General features: G+C 40.1%; 14 protein-coding genes. 2 read left to right on the top strand and 12 right to left on the bottom strand.

Going from position 1 to position 19,582, the window contains the following annotated elements; translation table 11 throughout:
* Positions 1 to 299: 299 nt before the first annotated feature.
* Positions 300 to 1,154, top strand: coding sequence for a hypothetical protein (locus BXY82_RS14485; protein ID WP_133758954.1), 855 nt, complete (start codon positions 300 to 302; stop codon positions 1,152 to 1,154).
* Positions 1,155 to 1,291: 137 nt separating this feature from the next.
* Here the strand turns inward: BXY82_RS14485 and BXY82_RS14480 are convergent, their stop codons facing one another.
* Together BXY82_RS14480 and BXY82_RS15625 are read right to left on the bottom strand one after the other, a co-directional pair.
* Positions 1,292 to 1,654, bottom strand: coding sequence for a nuclear transport factor 2 family protein (locus tag BXY82_RS14480; protein WP_133758953.1), 363 nt, complete (start codon positions 1,652 to 1,654; stop codon positions 1,292 to 1,294).
* A 40-nt stretch (positions 1,655 to 1,694) separates the two neighbouring features.
* Positions 1,695 to 1,862: a hypothetical protein gene (locus BXY82_RS15625; RefSeq protein WP_243835859.1), complete on the bottom strand. Its 168-nt coding sequence runs from the start codon at positions 1,860 to 1,862 to the stop codon at positions 1,695 to 1,697.
* Between the two features lie 516 nt (positions 1,863 to 2,378).
* Here BXY82_RS15625 and BXY82_RS14470 point away from each other — a divergent pair.
* A complete protein-coding gene (locus BXY82_RS14470; protein WP_133758952.1) occupies positions 2,379 to 4,478 on the top strand; it encodes an amino acid carrier protein in 2,100 nt (699 codons plus the stop codon).
* 140 nt (positions 4,479 to 4,618) lie between these two features.
* Here the strand turns inward: BXY82_RS14470 and BXY82_RS14465 are convergent, their stop codons facing one another.
* From BXY82_RS14465 to BXY82_RS14420, 10 genes are all read right to left on the bottom strand, one after another.
* Entirely contained in the window at positions 4,619 to 6,346 is a 1,728-nt protein-coding gene (locus BXY82_RS14465) for an efflux RND transporter periplasmic adaptor subunit (protein WP_133758951.1), read from the bottom strand.
* A 118-nt stretch (positions 6,347 to 6,464) separates the two neighbouring features.
* Positions 6,465 to 6,956 carry a DUF305 domain-containing protein gene (locus BXY82_RS14460; protein WP_133758950.1) on the bottom strand — a complete coding sequence of 164 codons (492 nt, stop codon included), beginning with the start codon at positions 6,954 to 6,956 and terminating at the stop codon, positions 6,465 to 6,467.
* Positions 6,957 to 6,975: 19 nt separating this feature from the next.
* Positions 6,976 to 9,702, bottom strand: a complete 2,727-nt coding sequence (locus BXY82_RS14455; RefSeq protein ID WP_133758949.1) for a heavy metal translocating P-type ATPase — start codon at positions 9,700 to 9,702, stop codon at positions 6,976 to 6,978.
* Positions 9,703 to 9,899: 197 nt separating this feature from the next.
* The gene (locus BXY82_RS14450; RefSeq protein ID WP_133758948.1) at positions 9,900 to 10,355 is read right to left on the bottom strand and encodes a heme-binding domain-containing protein; all 456 of its coding nucleotides are present in this window, start codon (positions 10,353 to 10,355) and stop codon (positions 9,900 to 9,902) included.
* On the bottom strand, positions 10,356 to 10,943 hold the full coding sequence (locus BXY82_RS14445) for a DUF3347 domain-containing protein (protein WP_133758947.1): 588 nt from the start codon (positions 10,941 to 10,943) through the stop codon (positions 10,356 to 10,358).
* A 54-nt stretch (positions 10,944 to 10,997) separates the two neighbouring features.
* A complete protein-coding gene (locus BXY82_RS14440) occupies positions 10,998 to 11,384 on the bottom strand; it encodes a DUF302 domain-containing protein (protein WP_133758946.1) in 387 nt (128 codons plus the stop codon).
* 41 nt (positions 11,385 to 11,425) lie between these two features.
* A complete protein-coding gene (locus BXY82_RS14435) occupies positions 11,426 to 13,837 on the bottom strand; it encodes a multicopper oxidase domain-containing protein (RefSeq protein WP_133758945.1) in 2,412 nt (803 codons plus the stop codon).
* A gap of 64 nt (positions 13,838 to 13,901) precedes the next feature.
* The gene (locus BXY82_RS14430) at positions 13,902 to 14,468 is read right to left on the bottom strand and encodes a helix-turn-helix domain-containing protein (protein ID WP_133758944.1); all 567 of its coding nucleotides are present in this window, start codon (positions 14,466 to 14,468) and stop codon (positions 13,902 to 13,904) included.
* Between the two features lie 2 nt (positions 14,469 to 14,470).
* Positions 14,471 to 15,700: a TolC family protein gene (locus BXY82_RS14425; RefSeq protein ID WP_133758943.1), complete on the bottom strand. Its 1,230-nt coding sequence runs from the start codon at positions 15,698 to 15,700 to the stop codon at positions 14,471 to 14,473.
* Entirely contained in the window at positions 15,700 to 19,494 is a 3,795-nt protein-coding gene (locus BXY82_RS14420) for an efflux RND transporter permease subunit (protein WP_133758942.1), read from the bottom strand. The genes BXY82_RS14425 and BXY82_RS14420 overlap by 1 nt, the downstream gene beginning before the upstream one ends.
* Positions 19,495 to 19,582: the final 88 nt, after the last annotated feature.

Here is a 19,582-nt window from a genome sequence, read left to right as displayed (position 1 = left end):
CTAATTAATTAATAATTTCTTCATTTTAATAACAGTGACATTTTATCCAGTAAAGCTGATTGAAACTTGGCCGCTTTGGTCATGTAAATCTATTAATTGCAGTTTCCTATAGCAAAGGCAACTGTCCTTCCTCGATTTTTATGAGTGTTTAAAGTTTAAACAGTCACTATCAGCTTTCCTACTATGAATACTTCCCCCTAAGGATAAATTTCTCCAATCAAAATAGGCGATTAAAATTGAAATGCTTGCACTCAAGGCATTCATATTAATCGAATTATTAATTCTTAAAATTTAGTATTATGGAAACACAATTCAAACTATTTAGAAAGTGTTTAATGGTTGTACTTCTTTTTGGTGTATTTGCATGCAGCCAAGATGAAGAAGCACTTTCTAACGATGGCGTTGTGATTGAAAAATCGAACGACTATCTCGCTAACAGGAGCTCCAACGTCATTAATGTTTTTAAAGGGCCGGAAGTTCAGTATGGAAGCGGTAAAGCCCGTTCATGGATTAGCGTCAACAGCGCTGGATTTCCTGAAGAAATAGGCATTGAGCTCACCTCTAAAGTTTTTAACGATTTATCGCTTTTGCATGAGGGACATGAGATGACCGTGGTATTACCATTGCATAAAAAAGCGAAAGAGCTCACACCATTTGAACATTTGGGATTGAACTACCAACCCGAAGGTCACGGTCCCGTATTTTGGGAGGAACATTTCGATTTTCATTTTTACACTATTACCAATGAACAACGGTTGCTCATTCCAGATTATGATGGTAGTAATCAAAGTATTGTAAATGCATTCAATTATTTTCCTGATATGGATAAAATGCCTACTGATTATTTTAAATTCCCAGGACCAGGAGGTGTTTACGGAATGATGGGCAAACATTGGGTTCCTGCAGATTGGCAAACAGGATATAATCCGTTTACCCATGTTATGATATTGGGAACCTATGCCCAAATGAATAATTTTATTGAACCTATGGTGACCGTAGCATATTTATTGTCAGGCGATTCATTTAGTGGCGATTATTCACAACCACGAAAATTCGAAGAGCCAGGGAATAATTATCCAACGAAATACAACATTTTCCGCAACGAAAATACAGGGAATATATATATCACCTTAAGCGATTTTGTGACACGTTAAAAAAATATAGCACTAGCACTAAAAGGAAGCGCCGTTAACAAATACTGTGCTTCCTTTTTCAGGTTTATGACAGGCATTAAAAAATAGGCTTAAAAAAATCAGAGCATAGGTTGAAATAGAAGTCAGCGATTTGTTGTCTAAAACAATCCATAGTGATTAGGGGAGTCTTTAGCAATTACCTGCCCTAAATCCCATAACTCTACAATTTTGTCTCCGCTAAATCGGAAGATATGGACCACCGCGATGTCCATGTCCTCTTTTGTGACGAGCGAATGGGTAATAACCGTGTCTTGATCTCTATAACTAAATTTAATGTCGATGGACTTGTTAGGACTCGTTTGATGGGCATCCGCCATGGCTTTTTGTAAGGCTTTTCGAGTTCCTTCAAAATATTGATTATGATGGATAAAATCGGCGGCAACATGCGTGTCAAATGCTTTTGCCAATTTCCCGCTGCTGGCCAACATTAAAAAGGATTCGGCTATTTCTTTTTTTGTCATAAGGACATTTCGTTTTAAAATATATTGCTTCCTAAATGCATCAATCCATAGGCAGAAAGAACTCCACTTTACCACAATTTTTACAATGGTATACGTCGAAGGCTTCTCTATTTTGGAAGAGTTCAAAGATACTACCATAAACCCCAACACGATCACCTTCATGAAATTTGAAACGCCCAGAATCTTCCATCGGCGTTTCGCATCTCAAACACTTAAGGTCTCGGGTAGGTTTTGTTTATGTAAGTTCTGCTGAGGTCATGACGCGTTGTTCTGAAAAACTATAATTACAGTTCCAACACAGTTCAAAATGAGCGTCTACGTCTGATTTACAATTGGGGCAAGTTTTCATGAGTGTGAGAGCAGAATTCAGCTTTTTTATTAAGCCTGTGTGTTGAAACGTCTAATTTAGCGAAAATGGAATGATCAAGAAGTGCTTTTCTACATTTTATCCTGAGTATTTAGATTGCCGGACAATTATCGCACGTTTAATAGTCTAATCGATTTTTACCAAATCAAAATTGCTGATAGCCATTTATGGGGATATTTTATAAATTTTATAGGTGATAGTATGGAATCATCAATAAATCAGGTATTTAGTTGGTGGTGTATGCATTTTGAATCTTCCGCGATTTTCAAAAAACACTCGGATTGCCTTGGGAGAGCCTCTATTTATTGTTAATATTGTGATTATCCGTATGTAAATCCAAAACTTTTAAATTATTTGATGATAAAATCTAGGCTATTTGCCCTTGTGGCACTGTTGTTCATTGCTTTTTCTAATACTAGTGCTCAAAACGGGTCTTCCAACGGTATGTCGGTTACTATAGCGTTGCACAATCCGTCCTCCGAAATTAATGATGGTGTCGCAAAAGTTGAGGTAACAGGTGGAGTAGCACCTTATCAATACAAATGGAGTAATATCAACACGCCTTTAGATGATGCCGAATCTGTGGGTTTAATTGAGGGGATGACACATTCCGTGATGGTCAGTGATGCCAACGGAACTAAAATCTCCAAGACCTTTAAAATTCCGGCGGAATCCATCACGGAAATTTTTAACAGTAAAGTACAACCTGCAGTTGATGTGTTAGGTGCTGTACTCTTTTGGGATGCTTTTGCAACGGCCGGGCTCTATGATCCTGTTGTATATGCCTCACATCGAAACTTACCATTATCCGCCAAAGACATCACTTCTGATCAGAAATATACATTCAAAAAATGGCTTGTGGCTGATGGTAGTCGCGTAAAGGCTGGCGACAAAATTGCCGTTTTAGAAAGCAATGCCAATCAAGAAATTTTTGTGTATGCCACCGCTGAAGGCACTTTAGAACAAGTGACCAAAGAAGGCACCATCGTTTCAAGAAAGCCGGAAACGGGTTCCTTTAAATCGCCACTTGTAGCGAAAATTAATTTTGATACGCCGCAACCCTTATTGCATCCTAATGGCGATGTAAAAACGAAAAATATTCCGTTCATTGTTATTTGGCTCATCTTAGGAAGTATCTTTTTTACGCTACGATTAAAATTTGTTAATATCCGCGGATTTAAACATTCGCTAGATTTAGCACGAGGAAAGTACGACGATCCTAATGCGCCAGGAACCATAACGCACTTTCAGGCAATGGCTACCGCGGTTTCTGCAACCGTAGGTTTAGGAAATATTGCAGGTGTTGCCGTGGCTATTTCCTTAGGTGGGGCAGGAGCTACTTTTTGGATGTTCCTCGCTGGATTTTTCGGAATGTCGCTAAAATTTGCCGAATGTACCTTAGGCGTAAAATACCGTAGTATTGATGAGGATGGCCGAATTTTTGGTGGACCGATGAACTATTTGCGCTACGGATTGGAGAAAAGAAATCTTAAGAAATTAGGGAAGTTCTTGGCCATATTTTTTGCTGTGCTTGGTGTGGGCGCATCGTTTGGTGGAGGCAATATGCTCCAGTCTAACCAAGCGTTTAAAATTGTTTCTGAAGAACTTCCATTTTTACAAGGCCACGGATTTTGGTTCGGTGTCGGATTTGCATTATTAGTAGGCGCTGTGATTATTGGCGGAATTAAAAGTATTGCTAAAGTAACTGCCAAAGTGGTTCCAATTATGGCCATTTTCTATGTGGTGGGTTGTTTGGTGGTCATCGGGTATCACTTCGAGTTTATTGGCGGTGCTTTTATGGCCATAGTAGATGGTGCTTTTTCTGCGGAAGCATTAAAAGGTGGCTTTATTGGCGTGTTGATTATAGGCTTGCAACGTGCGGCCTTCTCGAGTGAAGCTGGCGTTGGCTCAGCCGCAATCGCCCATAGTGCGTCCAAAACAAATCACCCTATTGCTGACGGATTCACCTCTTTGGTGGAACCTTTTATTGATACGATGTTGGTGTGTACCATGACCGCTTTGGTGCTCATATTTACCGGAATGCACGAAACGAGCAGCGGATTGGGAGGTGTAGAGCTTACTGCCGATGCTTTTGGTAGTGTGGTGTCTTGGTTCCCCTCCGTATTGGCCGTTGCCGTTTTCTTATTTGCATTTTCTACAATGGTATCTTGGTCCTATTACGGGATGCGCTCGTGGAGCTTCCTTTTTGGAAGAAGTAAAAAATTGGAACTGGTTTATAAAATTATGTATTTAGTGTTTGTCGTTTTAGGGGCGTCCGTGAGTTTGGGTGCTGTGTTGAGTTTTGCTGATATGATGATTCTCGCCATGTCCTTTCCAAATATTATAGGCTTGTATATTATGGCACCAGAAGTTAACGCAGATATGAAAGCGTATTGGAAAAAATTAAAAGAAGGAAAACTCTATATCAATCCGAAATTTATCAAATCTAACGATTGATGAAATAAGCTCATTGGAGTGCTGGTTGATCATAATTAAAAAACCGACGCGAACATTTGAGATGCTCCTGTCGGGTTTTTATTTAATTTATGATGTCTGCGTCGCTTTTTATAAGCTCACAATCTTAACGATTTCAACACTTATTTTACGGTTTCAATTACACTTCCGCAGGTCATCATTTGGTCGCCGTAATAGGGATTCCTAACTGTTTCTTCTTTGCTCAACCAGATAGCGCCTTTATCGTTATTGGCCATGGGGCATTTTTGAACGTAAAGTGCCGCGTCTAATATTTTGACGTTCATAGCTATGGGCACTATATTTTCATTTAAGATGACGAAATGTTCACGTTGATTATCCAAATCGTCATTCTTGGAAATGACCTCAACCATTTCAATACTTTTAATCATATGAGCTTTTTCTATCTGTCCTAAATCCTCTAATTTTAATGATTTAAGCGCTTTTAACGTCGTTTTAGCGTGGACTGAAACCTGTTTGGCATCACTCGCTACAAAAGCATCTTTCATTTGTAGATACGGATTGAGAATCTTCATAAACTCTTTTTGGAATTTTTCTGACAATTCAATTTTCATTTCAGAAAGCGGCACTTGAGCCTGTTTTTCCTTCCCTTTATTCATCATCGAATTTTTGCCTTGCAATTGTGCTGCGGCATCTACGGTAAATGTTCCGTTGGTGACAATTTCATCGCCGTTGTTTAAACCTTTTGTGATTGTATATTGTGAGCCATTACGATTCCCAATAGTCACCTCACGCATTTCAAATACCGGTGCATTAGGATCCGTCTTCACATACACCAATGAGCGTTCTCCCGTCCACATAACCGCGCTTGCAGGAACAGTTAACATCTCGCTGCTGGCTGTTGTTGCACCTTTGATCTTTCCTGTCACAAACATTCCAGGTTTAAACAAGTCGTCCGTGTTTTTAAGAGTTGCTCTTACCGTCACCGTACGTGTAGCATTATTTAACATTGGGTCAATAAAAGACACGGTAGCATCAAACTCTTTATTAGGATACGCGTTGGCAACTACCTTAATCTTTTGGCCTTCCTTTAAGTTTGAAATTTGACTTTCATAAGCATCAAATTGTGCCCATACGGAGTTTAAATTACTCACTTTAAGAATAGGTTGTCCTTGCTTTACATAATCACCTTCTCTGGCCATGACTTCTGAAACGGTACCAGAAACAGTGGCATAAATAGGGAAATTCTCTAAAACTTTGCCTGATGTTTCAATGGCGTCAATTTGTTTTTCGGACAGTTTCCAATTTTTTAATTTATTGCGTACTGCTTGGTATAATGCAGGTTGTGATGCCTTTATAGAGGCCGTGGTGATCAATTCCTGTTGTGCGGCAACTAAGTTTGGTGCATAAATGGTGGCTAGTAATTGTCCTCTGTTGACTTGTTGCCCTTCATAACTCACATTCAAGCGTTCAATACGCCCGTCAAAATAGCTCGATTGCACGGACTTGTTTTCTTCGTTGATCGCAATTTTTCCGGATAAAGAAAGCATACCGTCGGCATCATTGGAAGCCACCTCACTTCCTACAACCGTTGTTTGGATATTTGCCAAGGCCATTGCATTTTCGGTCATTTTAATCTCGTTTAGGGCAAGGCCATCAGCGCCAGATTCGGCGGGGATGAGATCCATGCCACATAACGGGCAATCGCCTGGTTCTGGCTGCATAATTTGCGGGTGCATGGAGCAGGTCCATAGTTGCGCTGCAGTTTCACCAGCGTGATCATGTTGGTCAGCGGCATTTTTCGATGCTGCGTTGTTATTGCCAAAAATGAGCCAGCCAACTAAAATGCCTCCAGCTACTGCGAGTAGTATATATGCGATATTTTTATTCATAATTTCTAATTGTCAATAAATTTAACACCCTGCGCTAGGGATGGTAGTGGAAATCCTTTTTGTGAGGTACGATCAAAAAGATTGTAGCGAACAGCCCGCCTGAGCGCCCAAATTAAAATTATTTTGTTTCTAATCTTTTTATCATTTGTTTCATCTCTTCAATTTCTTTTCTCTGAGCCTTGATGATATCCTCAGCCATCTGTTTGACTTCAGGGTCTTTAATGTCAGCACGCTCACTGGTCAGAATGGCAATGGAATGATGCGGAATCATGGCTTTCATCCATAACACATCTCCAACAATTGGTGCTTGTGCGCGCACCAAACTTAAGGCGCCAATAAATAGGGCAATACTCCCAAATATGATAGCCATATTCTTCTTTTTATTCTGATACATATTTCGCATGGCAACAAACATAATGATGGCCATGGCAGAAATACCCAAACACGACATATAAAAACGTGTCAGGCTAAAATATACATGGTCAAAAGCGTAAGTATTTAAATACATCGTGATGTACATCGCTACAAACGAGGCTGCCAACATACCTACAAATTTGGTGTATTGATTTTTCTTCATGTTGTGGTCTTCCATTTTGTTGTGATTTTCCATTTTCTTAAGATTTTAGTGATTAATTAATTGATTTTGAGCGTAGTCTCAGTGCGTTTCCTATAACGGACACAGAACTAAAACTCATAGCCAATGCCGCAATCATTGGCGATAATAATATTCCGAAAAACGGGAATAAAACACCTGCCGCAACAGGAACCCCAAGGGTGTTATAAATCAAAGCAAAAAATAGATTTTGTTTAATATTGCGCATCACGGCATGACTCAAATTCCGTGCTTTAACGATGCCGTGTAAATCGCCTTTTACCAAGGTAATCATGGCGCTTTCAATGGCAACATCGGTTCCTGTGCCCATCGCAATACCCACATCACTTTTTGCAAGCGCAGGCGCATCATTAATACCATCGCCCGCCATCGCTACCACTTTGCCTTGTTGCTGCAGTTTGGTGACTTCCTTCAACTTATCCTCAGGTAGCATGCCTGCCATAAAATTGGTAAGATTCAATTCCGTTGCGACCGCTTGGGCAGTGTCATGATTATCGCCCGTAAGCATAATCACCGCGATGCCTTTGTCCTGTAATTCTTTAATGGCTTTCGCACTGGTTTGTTTGATTTTATCACTAATCACCACATAGCCCGAAACCTTGCCGTCTATAGCCAAATACGAAACGGTTTTCCCTTGTTTTTGGAATGCTTGTGCTTCTGCTTCCATTTCTGGTGAAATTGTCGCATTGGCGTGGGCCATCATCTTGGCGTTTCCTAAATCTAATTTTTCGCCATTAACCGTACCTTCCACGCCTTTTCCGGTGACCGCGCTGAACTTGTCTGTTTTTGAAATGCTGACTTTTTGTTCTTTAGCATATTTTACCGTGGCTTCCGCAAGGGGATGCTCGCTGGAACTGTTCAAGGATGCGATGCGGTGTGCAATATCCATGTCAGACAGACCAGCACTAAAAGAACCCATCTTTTCTACAGTAGGTTTGCCTTCGGTAATCGTGCCTGTTTTATCAACGATTAAGGTGTCCACCTTGTCCATTTTTTCTAGAGCTTCGGCATTTTTAATCAGCACCCCATTTTGCGCACCTTTACCAACACCTACCATAACGGACATTGGTGTGGCCAATCCTAAAGCACATGGGCAGGCAATAATTAATACCGCAATGGCATTGACCAAACCGTACACATAGGCTGGTTCTGGGCCCCAGATTACCCACACGAAAAAGGTTATGACGGAGATAATCACGACCACCGGCACAAAATATCCGGAAACGGTATCAGCTAATTTCTGAATTGGTGCACGACTGCGACTCGCATCATTAACCATATGTATTATTTGGGAGAGTAAGGTCTCGCTCCCCACTTTTTCGGCTTTCATTAAAAATGACTGATTGCCATTAATGGTGCCGCTGCTCACCTTATCGGCTAAGGTTTTGTTTACCGGAATCGGTTCTCCAGAAATCATCGATTCATCAACCGTGGTTTCGCCTTCAGTAATGACGCCATCCACAGGGATTTTATCACCTGGTTTAACGCGTAAAATATCGCCTTTATGAATATGATCAATGGAAACTTCTTCTTCAACACCATCAACAACTCTGATCGCTTTATTCGGGGCGAGTTTTAATAATTCCTTGACGGCAGAATTTGTTTTACTATGCGCACGCGCTTCCAAAACTTGACCCATCAATACCAAGGTAAGAATCACTGTGGCCGCCTCAAAATAGACGTGAACCGCACCAAATTCTGTTTTAAACTGTTCAGGGAAAAAATCAGGAACTAACATCCCGAAGACACTGAATAGCCACGCCACACCGGCACCAATGCCAATGAGGGTAAACATGTTAAGATTCCAGGTTTTGATACTGCGATAGGCGCGTTCAAAGAACATCCAGGTAGCATAAAATACCACAGGAATCGATAATCCGAATTGAATCCAATTCCACATTTTTTGATCCAACACCTCATACAACGGATTGTTTGGAATCATTTCGCTCATGGCGATAAAGAAAATGGGTAGTGTGAATGCCACGGCTATCCAAAACTTCTTCAATAATTTTTTATAGGTCTTTTCTTCAGAGGACAAATCTGGTTCCATAGGTACGAGATCCATGCCGCAAATAGGGCAGGCACCAGCTTCATCCTTAATTACTTCAGGATGCATCGGGCATGTCCATTGTTGAGCTGTCACTGCAGATAGGTTTTGCTCTTCCACCAAATCCATTCCGCATACAGGACAATCGCCAGGTTTGTCGTAGGTTTTATCACCTTCACAATGCATAGGGCAGTAAAAAGTGCCGTTGCCATTTTTTGCAGCTATGGCAGGCGTCTTTTCTGATGGTTTTGTGCCTAGTGGGTGAATGCTATAACTATCACCATCATCTTTTAATGCTTTTTGAAAGGTTTTAAGGGGAATGTGAGCCGTCATGGTAATGGTGGCTTCCGCTTTTTCTAAATCGACCATAGCATTGGAAACACCGTCCACTTTTGATAGTATTTGCTCTACATGGCTACGGCATCCGTTGCAAGTCATGCCTTGAATCAGATAGGTGGTGACCATGTCTCCCTTCTCATCAACCTTTGGTAGGTGAATACTATAATTACCACCATCTTTTTGTAGTGCCTTTTGAAACGTTTCGAGAGAAATATGCGATGCCATTTCTATAGTAGCTTCTGCTTTGTCTAAATCTACTACAGCATTCGTAACCCCATCCACTTTGGAAAGTGTTTGTTCAACATGATTTCTACAGCCATTGCAGGTCATTCCTTGTATGTGATATGTATGTTTCATTTTTTGTAATTAGAGTTGTGAACTAAGCGTTTCAAAAAACCATGATGGGTTTTTATAAATAATTAATGTACTGACCTTCAATGTGGATTTCTTGGTGACTTTTATCTCTAAGATTTCTTAATCGCTAATCAAATCCTGCTTAAATGAGAGAAAGGGCATTAAAAGTTATTTGTTACCGCTTTCTCTCTATTAAGTGCTTATTGTAAGCTATCCTTCAAATGGTTCATGAAATTGATGATGTTGTTAGCATCCTCTTGAGACAGAATGGCCTCTCTATGAAGATACGTGTAGCTTTTTAAAGGCATTTCATCATTTTCAATTTGTTTGATTATTGAGCGTAACTTACTTTTTTTTCTTCTGTCAGAATAGGTGTCCCATTCATTAAAATTAAGTTCAGCCTTGCCTTCTTTAACATGGTCTTCTAAAAACCAAGCAATGGGCTGAACTTTATTGTACCAAGGGTATGCTGTAAAGTTACTATGACAATCATAACAGGACGCTTTCAGTCTCTTCTGAATGTCAGTTGGCACGGTATTCACCAACATAAAATCAGAAGGAGGTACAGTAGAGCTCTCATTTCTATCTGTAGGGAAAAATTGAATCGCTACAAATAGAAAAAGAGCTATCCCTGCTATGATTTTAATAACCTTCATTTAGTTGATTGTACGCTGTACTGAACCACATTTTAACATAGCGCTCCCATGGTAAGGATTTCTAATTTCTTCCTTAGTGCTTAACCATGCAGACCCACGATCGTACATTGGGCAAAACTGCTCATATAAAGTCATTTTTGTACCTGTGATAGCCACCATATCAGTGATGTCTTTGCTTAAGGTTTTAAAATGCTCACGTTGATGTTTAATATCACTTTCTGCAATATGTTCAGCATGTTCAATTGCATCCTCAATAATGTCTTTTAGTTCAGTTTGCTCGTCAGCAGAATAATTGGAACCCTCAAAAGCTTTTAATGAGTTGGTCAAAGTCGCTCCAAATTCTTTCGCTTTTTCTCCATCATCACCTACCAATGCATCCTTTAAGTTAAAATAATCCTTTAAAATAACCTCGGCTTTGGCATCTTGTTTATCAGACGTTGTTACCGATTCTTGTGATGCTACGGTGTTTTCAGTAGTCCTGTCACTAGTTGTAGTGGCCTCAGTTTTGCTTGCATCTTTACATGATACGGTTAACATGAATGTTGCGGCAAGAGCTACGGATCCAATACTTCTTTTAATTGTTTTCATTTGTTAATTGTTTAAGGGTTGTTTTAATTTATAATTGATTACTAGTTGATATTCTTATAATTTAGCAACAATAGCTTCCAGCAGTGCTGTTATTTGGGAAGCAATTTCATGAAGTTCTTCATTTTCTACTGCTTGCATAGAGGCCATCGGATTTACAGCCGCAACCTCGATAACACCTGACTCTATTTCTTGAACAATGACATTGCACGGTAACATCGTCCCAATCTTATCTTCAGCCACCAAAGCTTTATGAGCAAATGGAGGGTTGCATGCACCTAAGATTGTATAGTTCTTAAAATCTACATCGAGTTTTTTCTTGAGGGTTTTCTTTATATCTATTTCCGTGAGAATACCAAAACCTTCTTCCTTCAAGCCTTTTGTGACTTTGTCGATAACTTCTTCAAAAGTTCCTTTGACGGTTTTATTAAAATAATAATTCATAGGGTTAACATTTTATGGTTAATAATTCTATTTAATTTTTATCAAAACCTGAGTGATAGTCCACCGCCAGCCCCAAAACGATTATCATAACTGGCTGTAAGTGAAAAATCTCGTGACAGGTAATATTCTATACCGGCATTCCAACTGACTTCATTGTCAAAATTTTCGCCTGTTGGGAGTGGGTCTACCCAGCCAAAATCTGCTTGATATTCGTAATTGCCGAAAATAGCGGTTCTTGGGAATAGTAATAGTTCTCGGCTCAAACTGATTTGTGGTCTAAGTTTGCTGTCCATTCGCACATCCAAGTTGAATAAGTATGGGGTTAAAAATCGGATTCCTGCAATGGCCGTGGTATTGATCTCGTCCAAACTGTCCTCTAGTTCATTTTCTACATTGACCCCAACAAAAACTCGGAAATAATCATGTAGATAACGCTCATAGGTTACTTCGGCTTCTAAATTTTCATTCCAGCCATATTCCGCTGATACGTTAAACTGATTACGGAGGTTTGAAGTCACAAAATTAAATTCAGACATATGCGACGCCACATCTAAAAGCGACCAAGTGTAATACTGATCCGCCTCATTGATTAAATGTGTTACTGGGTGTTGTTCCATCCTTGGGTCACGTGGTGTATCATAACTAACAATACGCGCCATTCCGCTCATCATATGGTAAAGAATGTGACAGTGAAAAAACCAATCGCCGTTTTCATCCCCATCATTGCCACTAAATTCGATGGTCACTTCTTCCATTGGCGGCACATTTACCGTATGTTTTAGAGGTGAATAGTCGCCATTTTTATTAATAACCCTGAAAAAATGACCGTGAAGATGCATCGGATGGTGCATCATGGTCAGGTTATTAAAAGTGATGCGGGTAACCTCACTACTCTTTATCTTTATGTTGTCGGCTTCGCTTAACGGCACCCCGTTCATACTCCAAATATAGCGTTGCATATTCCCGGTCAGATTTAACAAAATTTCTTTTACGGGCAGGTTGGCATCATAGGCGGTTTTTTCAGCGGATTTCAAATAATTGTAAGTGTACTGAGGCGCCTTATCCATACCGTCCATATCCATACCGGAATGATCTTCTTTAGGTTTGGCATGGTCCATTTTGCTATGATCCATATTCTTGGTGGTTGCAGAATCTTTAGGCATCTCCATGTTGTCGTGGTTCATTTTAGAATGATCCATTTTTTTTGTGGTGGAAGAATCTTTTGATTTTGCCATAGTGTCGTGAGCCATTTTGGAATGGTCCATGGGTTTCGAGGTGTCAGAATCTTTTGGCATTGCCATGCTTCCATGATCCATTTTCATTCCGTATTTCTCCGTCATCTCGTAACGCTCATCTTTTTTAGGTTGGAATTTTATGGCATGGGCACCCATCTTCATATCCATCTTTGCCATGTCTTGCATCATTTTTATTTTGTCTGGTGGACTCAAGGTTTCCGCGGGAAGCAGACTGCCATCTCCAAAATATGCCGTTGCGGTGCCAGACCCATCTTGCGCCATGGCTTTAAATTCGATTTTCCCATCTTCAGGAATGGTGATGATAAAATCGTAAGTCTCTGCCGTTGCAATAAACGATTTGGAGAGCGCCACAGGCACCACATCCAATCCATCCGCAGACACTAATAGTGGCGCTTCACCGCCAAAAGTCATCCAAAATTGAGACGACGCAGAGCCATTTATAATGCGTAAACGCACCTTTTCTCCCGGCTTAAAGTTTGGATACTCCTTAGTAGGTTCTCCATTAATTAAAAATGCAGGGTAATACACATCGGCTATGTCAGCTCCTTCCATGCGCTGTTTCCAAAAGTTGAGTTGCGAACCAAAGGCGCCACGAGCAATCACCTCATTTAAAGGTGTTGAGGTACCTTTTTTCATTTGGTACCACTCATTGCCCCGTTTCAAATTGCGCATCACATCTTTAGGTTGCTCATTAGTCCAATCAGAAAGCATCACTACTAAATCAGTATCATACGCTAATGTTCTTTCTTTTGGATGAATGACCAAAGATCCAAACACGCCGCTTTGTTCCTGTAACATGGTATGCGAATGGTACCAATAGGTGCCGGATTGTCGCAATGGAAACTCATATTTAAAAGTCGTTCCTGGTTTAATGGGTGGCGTGGTTAAATATGGCACGCCGTCCATAAAATTGGGTAATAACAAGCCGTGCCAATGAATGGATGTTTCTACGCTCATCTCATTTGTTACGTAAATCACCGCATATTCACCTTCAGTAAATTCAAGGGTTGGCCCAGGGATACTTCCGTTGACCGTCATTGCTTTAACTTCTTTACCAGTTTTAGAAACCACAGCTTCCCTAATGGTCAGCCTGTGTTCTTGTACTGGTAAATTATCAACGTTACCTTCAAGCTGTTGCGCAACTGTGCCATTCAGCCCCAAAAGTGTGAGAATAAATACTAAATTTAATGTTCTCATAAGATCAGTTTTTTCAAAATTACAATTGATTATCAATAATTTGTTTCATAATCTTGGCTGATTGTTATACAATTTGGTCCAACGAGGTTCTGTCGTTTTTTTGCGCCGATTTATACTCTGATAAACTCATGCCTGTTTCTCTCTTAAACTGTCTGCTCAGATGGTTGATGTTACTATAATTAAGCAGTTGGCTGATTTCTGTAAAATTCAATGCTTGATTTTGGATCAGCTCTTTCACTTTTTCTATTTTTAATTTGATAAAATATTTTTCTATAGTGACACTTTCGTTAGTTGAGAAAAGTTTGCTCATTTTAAAATAATCCTTGTGGAGCTTTGATTCTAAATAGGAGGATAGCTTTTGCTCAATTTGTAATGGTAACTGTTTCAACAACTGAATGAGTTCAATTTTTATTTGTTCTACAAGATGTAGTTCAGGATTGTCAATTAATGAAAATCCATTTTTATCTAATATGGACACCAAAATTTCCGTGGTGTCTGAGTCTTGTACATCTAAAGTGATTCGCCCTAATTCGATGTTCAGGAGTTCGATAGTGTGAGCATTCAGTTCATCTCGTAACACCTTAATGCAGCGATCGCAAACCATATTTTTGATGTAGAAGTCTTTTATCATAATTAGTGAACTAAATAGTTAATGATGGCCGACTGTACATAATACATGTTGATCGATTCAATTTGATTCATTTGAAATTTTAATTGCAACTCCTGAATGTCTAAAACATCATTAAAATCGATAGTGCCTGTTTCATAATTCTTAATCAGGATGCCTTCCGCATCTTCAGCCTGCTTCAGGTTTTTTTGCTGACTGTTGAATTTTATGCGAGATTGGTTGCGCTGCGAAATGGCCTTGGACAAATCGGCGGTCAGCATATTCAAACGTTCATCTTTTTGCGATTGTATTTCCTGTTTTTGAAGCGTATTTTGTCTCGTTCTCGATTTATAAGTGTTATTAAAGATAGGGATGGATAACGAAACCATCGGCATCACCATATCTTGGTAAGAACTCATACTCATCGGGCTCTTTTCTTGATTGATATATTCTACACCAAGTCCGATCATTGGAACACTTTCCTTTAGGTTCATCAATTCTGACTGTTCAACAGATTGGTACAATTTATCATATTTGAGCAACTCAGGGTTGACCGCTAAACTATCGTAACTAAAAATGCTGTCGTTTTCTGGAATTACCAAGGCATCTGACACCTCAACTGCCGCATCATTAGGCTTATTCAACAAGCTGTTCATTGCAGCCTGTATGCCTTTGTTCTGCTGATCTAAAACGTCAATTTCCTGTTGTAATTCGTTCTGTCTAATTTGTAATTTCAAGACATCAACGGCAGATGCTTTATTAACTTCCAAAGAGGTCAGGGCAAGTCGCTCATAAGTCTCTAAAAGCGCAATGTTCTTCTGAAGCACGGCCTGCTTTGCTCTAATTTCATAAAGCGTATAATACAGTTGGGAGACTGAAAGTGCCAGTTTTCGTTTGGTGATGGTCACCTCCACATATTGTGCATCTGCCATGGCCGATGCATAATTTTCTCTTGAGGTGATGGTACCAAACCAAGGCAACATTTGCATCACAGAAACTCTAAAACGTTCCATAGGCATCTCTACTTCTGGCGCTATGGCCATCACACCAAAATTAAACTCAGTATTTGGTAAACTATTGACTTCCTTGATTTTTTCAGTAGCGATTTTGTATTGCAAATCCACTTTCTGAATCTTAGGGTTGTTGGCAATGGCTTCTTTAATATACGATTGCAAATCTTGACCATAACTGTTCAATGACGAAAGGCCAAATGCAAAGCAGATAAAGAGGACGATATATTTATTCTTGTTGCTCATTATTCAGTAATTAGTGTTTTTGATTCCTTTTTAAGTTGTCTTTTTGCTTCACGTTCTTTTTTCCAACTGTAGAGAACAGGAACCAAGAAGTAAGAGGTCGTGTCTATCAACATCCCACCAAAAATAGGAATGGCCATTGGGATCATGATATCGCTTCCTTTTCCTGTTGAGGTCAATACCGGTAATAAAGCGAGCACCGTAGTTACTGTAGTCATCAAACACGGACGGATTCTATTGCCAGCCGCTTCTAAAGTGGCAAGTCTAATGCCTTTTTTATCGGTTGGTTGCTCTCTTTCAAACGTTTGGGTGAGGTACGTGGCCATGACCACGCCATCATCGGTAGCAATACCAAATAGCGCAATAAAACCGACCCACACGGCGACACTTAGGTTGATGGTTTTCATATTGAACAGGTCGCGCATGTTTTCTCCAAAAATGTTGAAATTGAAGAACCAATCTTGACCATACAACCAGATCATGATGAATCCGCCAGCAAAGGCTACCGTAATTCCCGTAAACACCATAAGCGACGTGGTCACTGAGCGGAATTGGAAATAGAGAATAACAAAAATAATTAATAACGCTAATGGCACGACCACGGATAATGTCTTTTCCGCGCGAAGCTGGTTTTCATAAGTCCCCGTAAATCGGTAACTGATGCCTTGCGGTACTACCAAGTCGCCATTATCAATGTGTTTTTGAATGAGGGCTTGTGCATTTTCTACCACATCAACTTCTGCAAACCCGTCAAGTTTGTCAAATAGTACATAGCCGATTAAGAACGTGTCCTCACTTTTAATAACCATAGGACCTTGTTCATATCTAATATCTACCAACTCGCCTAATGGTACAGGGCTTCCTTTTTCAACAGGAACGTGAATGTTTTTAATATCTTCCGGATTAGAACGCAGTTCACGCGGATAACGCACACGTACACCGTAACGCTCACGACCTTCTACCGTTTGGGTCAATGGCATTCCGCCAACCGCAATCTGTAGGATTTCCTGAACCTCCATAATGGTGATGCCATAACGTGCCAACTGCTCTCTCTTGATATCGATAAGCAAATACGGTTTTCCAACAATACGATCAGCAAACACAGCTTGTTCCTTAACACCTTCGGCTTGTTTTAAAATGCCTTCCAATTCCATCCCAAAGGCCTCAATTTGCTCTAAATTCTGACCTTTTACTTTAATACCCATTGGTGCACGCATTCCTGTTTGCAACATTACCAATCGGGTTTCGATCGGCTGTAACTTCGGTGCAGAGGTCACGCCAGGTATTTTGGTGACATTTACAATGGCGTTCCAAATGTCATTCGGACTATTGATTTCTGGTCGCCAATTTCTAAAATACTCGCCATCATCATCCTGTATAAGATCTTTGTCTGATACTGTTATTGCTGAGGAAAGTAGTCCTTTATTACGAGCATTTTCCAGAGCATCATCGCTGACATCACTGTTGGTATTGTGGAATAGGCGTTTGTTTTTCATCACATAAAATCCGTCGTCATTAACTTGATAGCGTTGTCTGTCGCCATCAGCATTTCGCATGTATTCGGACTTGTAAATAATCACATTTTCATACATGGAAAGTGGCGCAGGGTCTAAAGCCGATTCTGTTCTACCCGCTTTACCGACTACAGTTTCAATTTCTGGGATGCTCGACACAGCCATATCGAGCTGTTGTAAAACACGTTTATTTTCTTCCACACCGGCGTGAGGTAGGGAGGTTGGCATTAATAAAAAGGAGCCTTCATTAAGTGCAGGCATAAATTCCTTGCCGGTATTACGCATAATGATGAAGCCTAAAATCAAAACAGTTGTTGGGATGATTAAAAACAGTAATCGATTTTGAAGTGCCCAGCTTAATATAGCGTGGTAATACCTCTGGAAAATGGAGAACACGCCAAGCAATCCAAAGCAAATAATGCCCACAAAAATCAAGTTCATGATGATGCTGCGATCAAATCCGAGCGGTCGCCAATATTCTGCCAGTAAAACGACAATCGCTATAACTGAAATGATAATTTTAATCAGATTGGCACGCTTTTCAGTAACCACATTTCGGATACTTAAAATTCCTACAATGCCAAATGCCATTAAAATACTTCCAAGCCAAAAGCCGTAAGCAATTGCGGTTATACCCAGAATTATAAGAACGCCATTCATGATGTATTTGGTGCGCTCCATAATATTGCTTTTTCTAAACAAAAACGCAGCAAAAGGCGGAATTAAGAACAGTGCCACAATCAATGATGCGGTAAGCGCCATGGTTTTGGTAAACGCTAACGGGCGGAACAATTTACCTTCAGCACCTATCATCGTAAATACTGGAATAAAACTGATGATTGTGGTTAACACCGCAGTTAATATGGCTCCAGAAACTTCAGTGGTCGCATTGTAAATGATTTCGTTTGTGGTGTATTCCGTGCCATCTTCTCGAAGGCGTAACTTTTCACTTTCAATATGTCGGATCATGTTTTCGGCGAGAATCACACCTACATCCACCATGGTGCCAATAGCAATCGCAATACCTGAAAGGGCTACAATATTGGCATCAACATTAAACAGTTTCATCGTAATAAATACCATCAAAACGGCTACGGGTAATAATCCTGAAATAAGGATGGAGGCCCGTAAGTTGAAGACCATCACGATAATCACCAAAATGGTAATCAGGATTTCAAGAATAAGTGCTTCGTTTAGCGTGTATAAAGTTTCCTGAATCAGTTCAGAACGATCGTAGAATGGAACAATAGTTATTTGTGAGGTGCGTCCGTCCGATAATGTTTTACTTGGTAGTCCGGAAGATAAATCTGCAATCTGATCTTTAACATTATTGATAACTTCCAATGGATTGGCACCATATCTGGCAACCACAACACCTCCCACAACTTCAGCGCCTTCTTTATCTAAAATCCCACGTCTGGCTTGTGGCCCGAGGTTGACATTGGCAATATCCTTGATTCTGATGGAGGTGAAATTTTCTGAAGTCACCACCGCATTTTCGATATCCGCCACCGATTTTACATAACCCAGGCCACGCACTAAATATTCCGCCTGATTAATTTCCAAGGTCTGCGCTCCAATATCTTGATTACTTTCCTTAACCGCCTTTACAATAGCGCTCAATCCAATATTGTACTGACGCATCTTTTCAGGGTCCACATCAATTTGATATTCCTGAACATATCCACCAATAGAAGCCACTTCAGAAACACCACTTGCAGAAGACAATCCGTATTTAACATAATAATCTTGAATACTACGCAACTCATGAAGATCCCAACCGCCAGTAACGTTACCCTCTTTATCCCGCCCTTCTAAAGTGTACCAAAATACCTGACCCAATCCTGTTGCGTCTGGTCCTAAGGCAGGATTCACACCCTCTGGCAATAGATTCGCAGGTAGCGAATTTAGCTTTTCAAGGATTCGGCTGCGGGACCAATAAAATTCAACATCTTCTTCAAAAATGATATAAATGCTCGAAAAACCGAACATTGAAGAGCTACGAATAGTTTTTACGCCTGAAATTCCTAACAACGACGTTGTAAGAGGATAGGTGATTTGGTCCTCAATATCTTGTGGAGAACGTCCGTCCCATTTGGTAAATACAATTTGCTGGTTTTCTCCAATATCCGGTATAGCATCTACGGATACGGGGTCAGATGGTAAGAAACCAGTATTTATATCTAAAGGTGCGTTGACTAATCCCCATCCAACAAATAAGGTTAAAAGGAGTACAGCGACTAATTTATTTTCTATAAGAAATTTGATGCTTTTATTGAGCATGAATGGTATTTATTAGACAGTTAAACAAAGCGTTTGCGTTAAGCTCTACAGAAATAGAACAAACAAAACGTGCCCAAAACGGTAATGA

It is taken from the genome of Gelidibacter sediminis (genome assembly GCF_004364975.1).
GTDB classification, from domain to species: Bacteria; Bacteroidota; Bacteroidia; order Flavobacteriales; family Flavobacteriaceae; genus Gelidibacter; species Gelidibacter sediminis.
The sequence above is the reverse complement of the archived record's forward strand: the minus strand, read 5'-3'. Positions and strand labels throughout refer to the sequence as shown.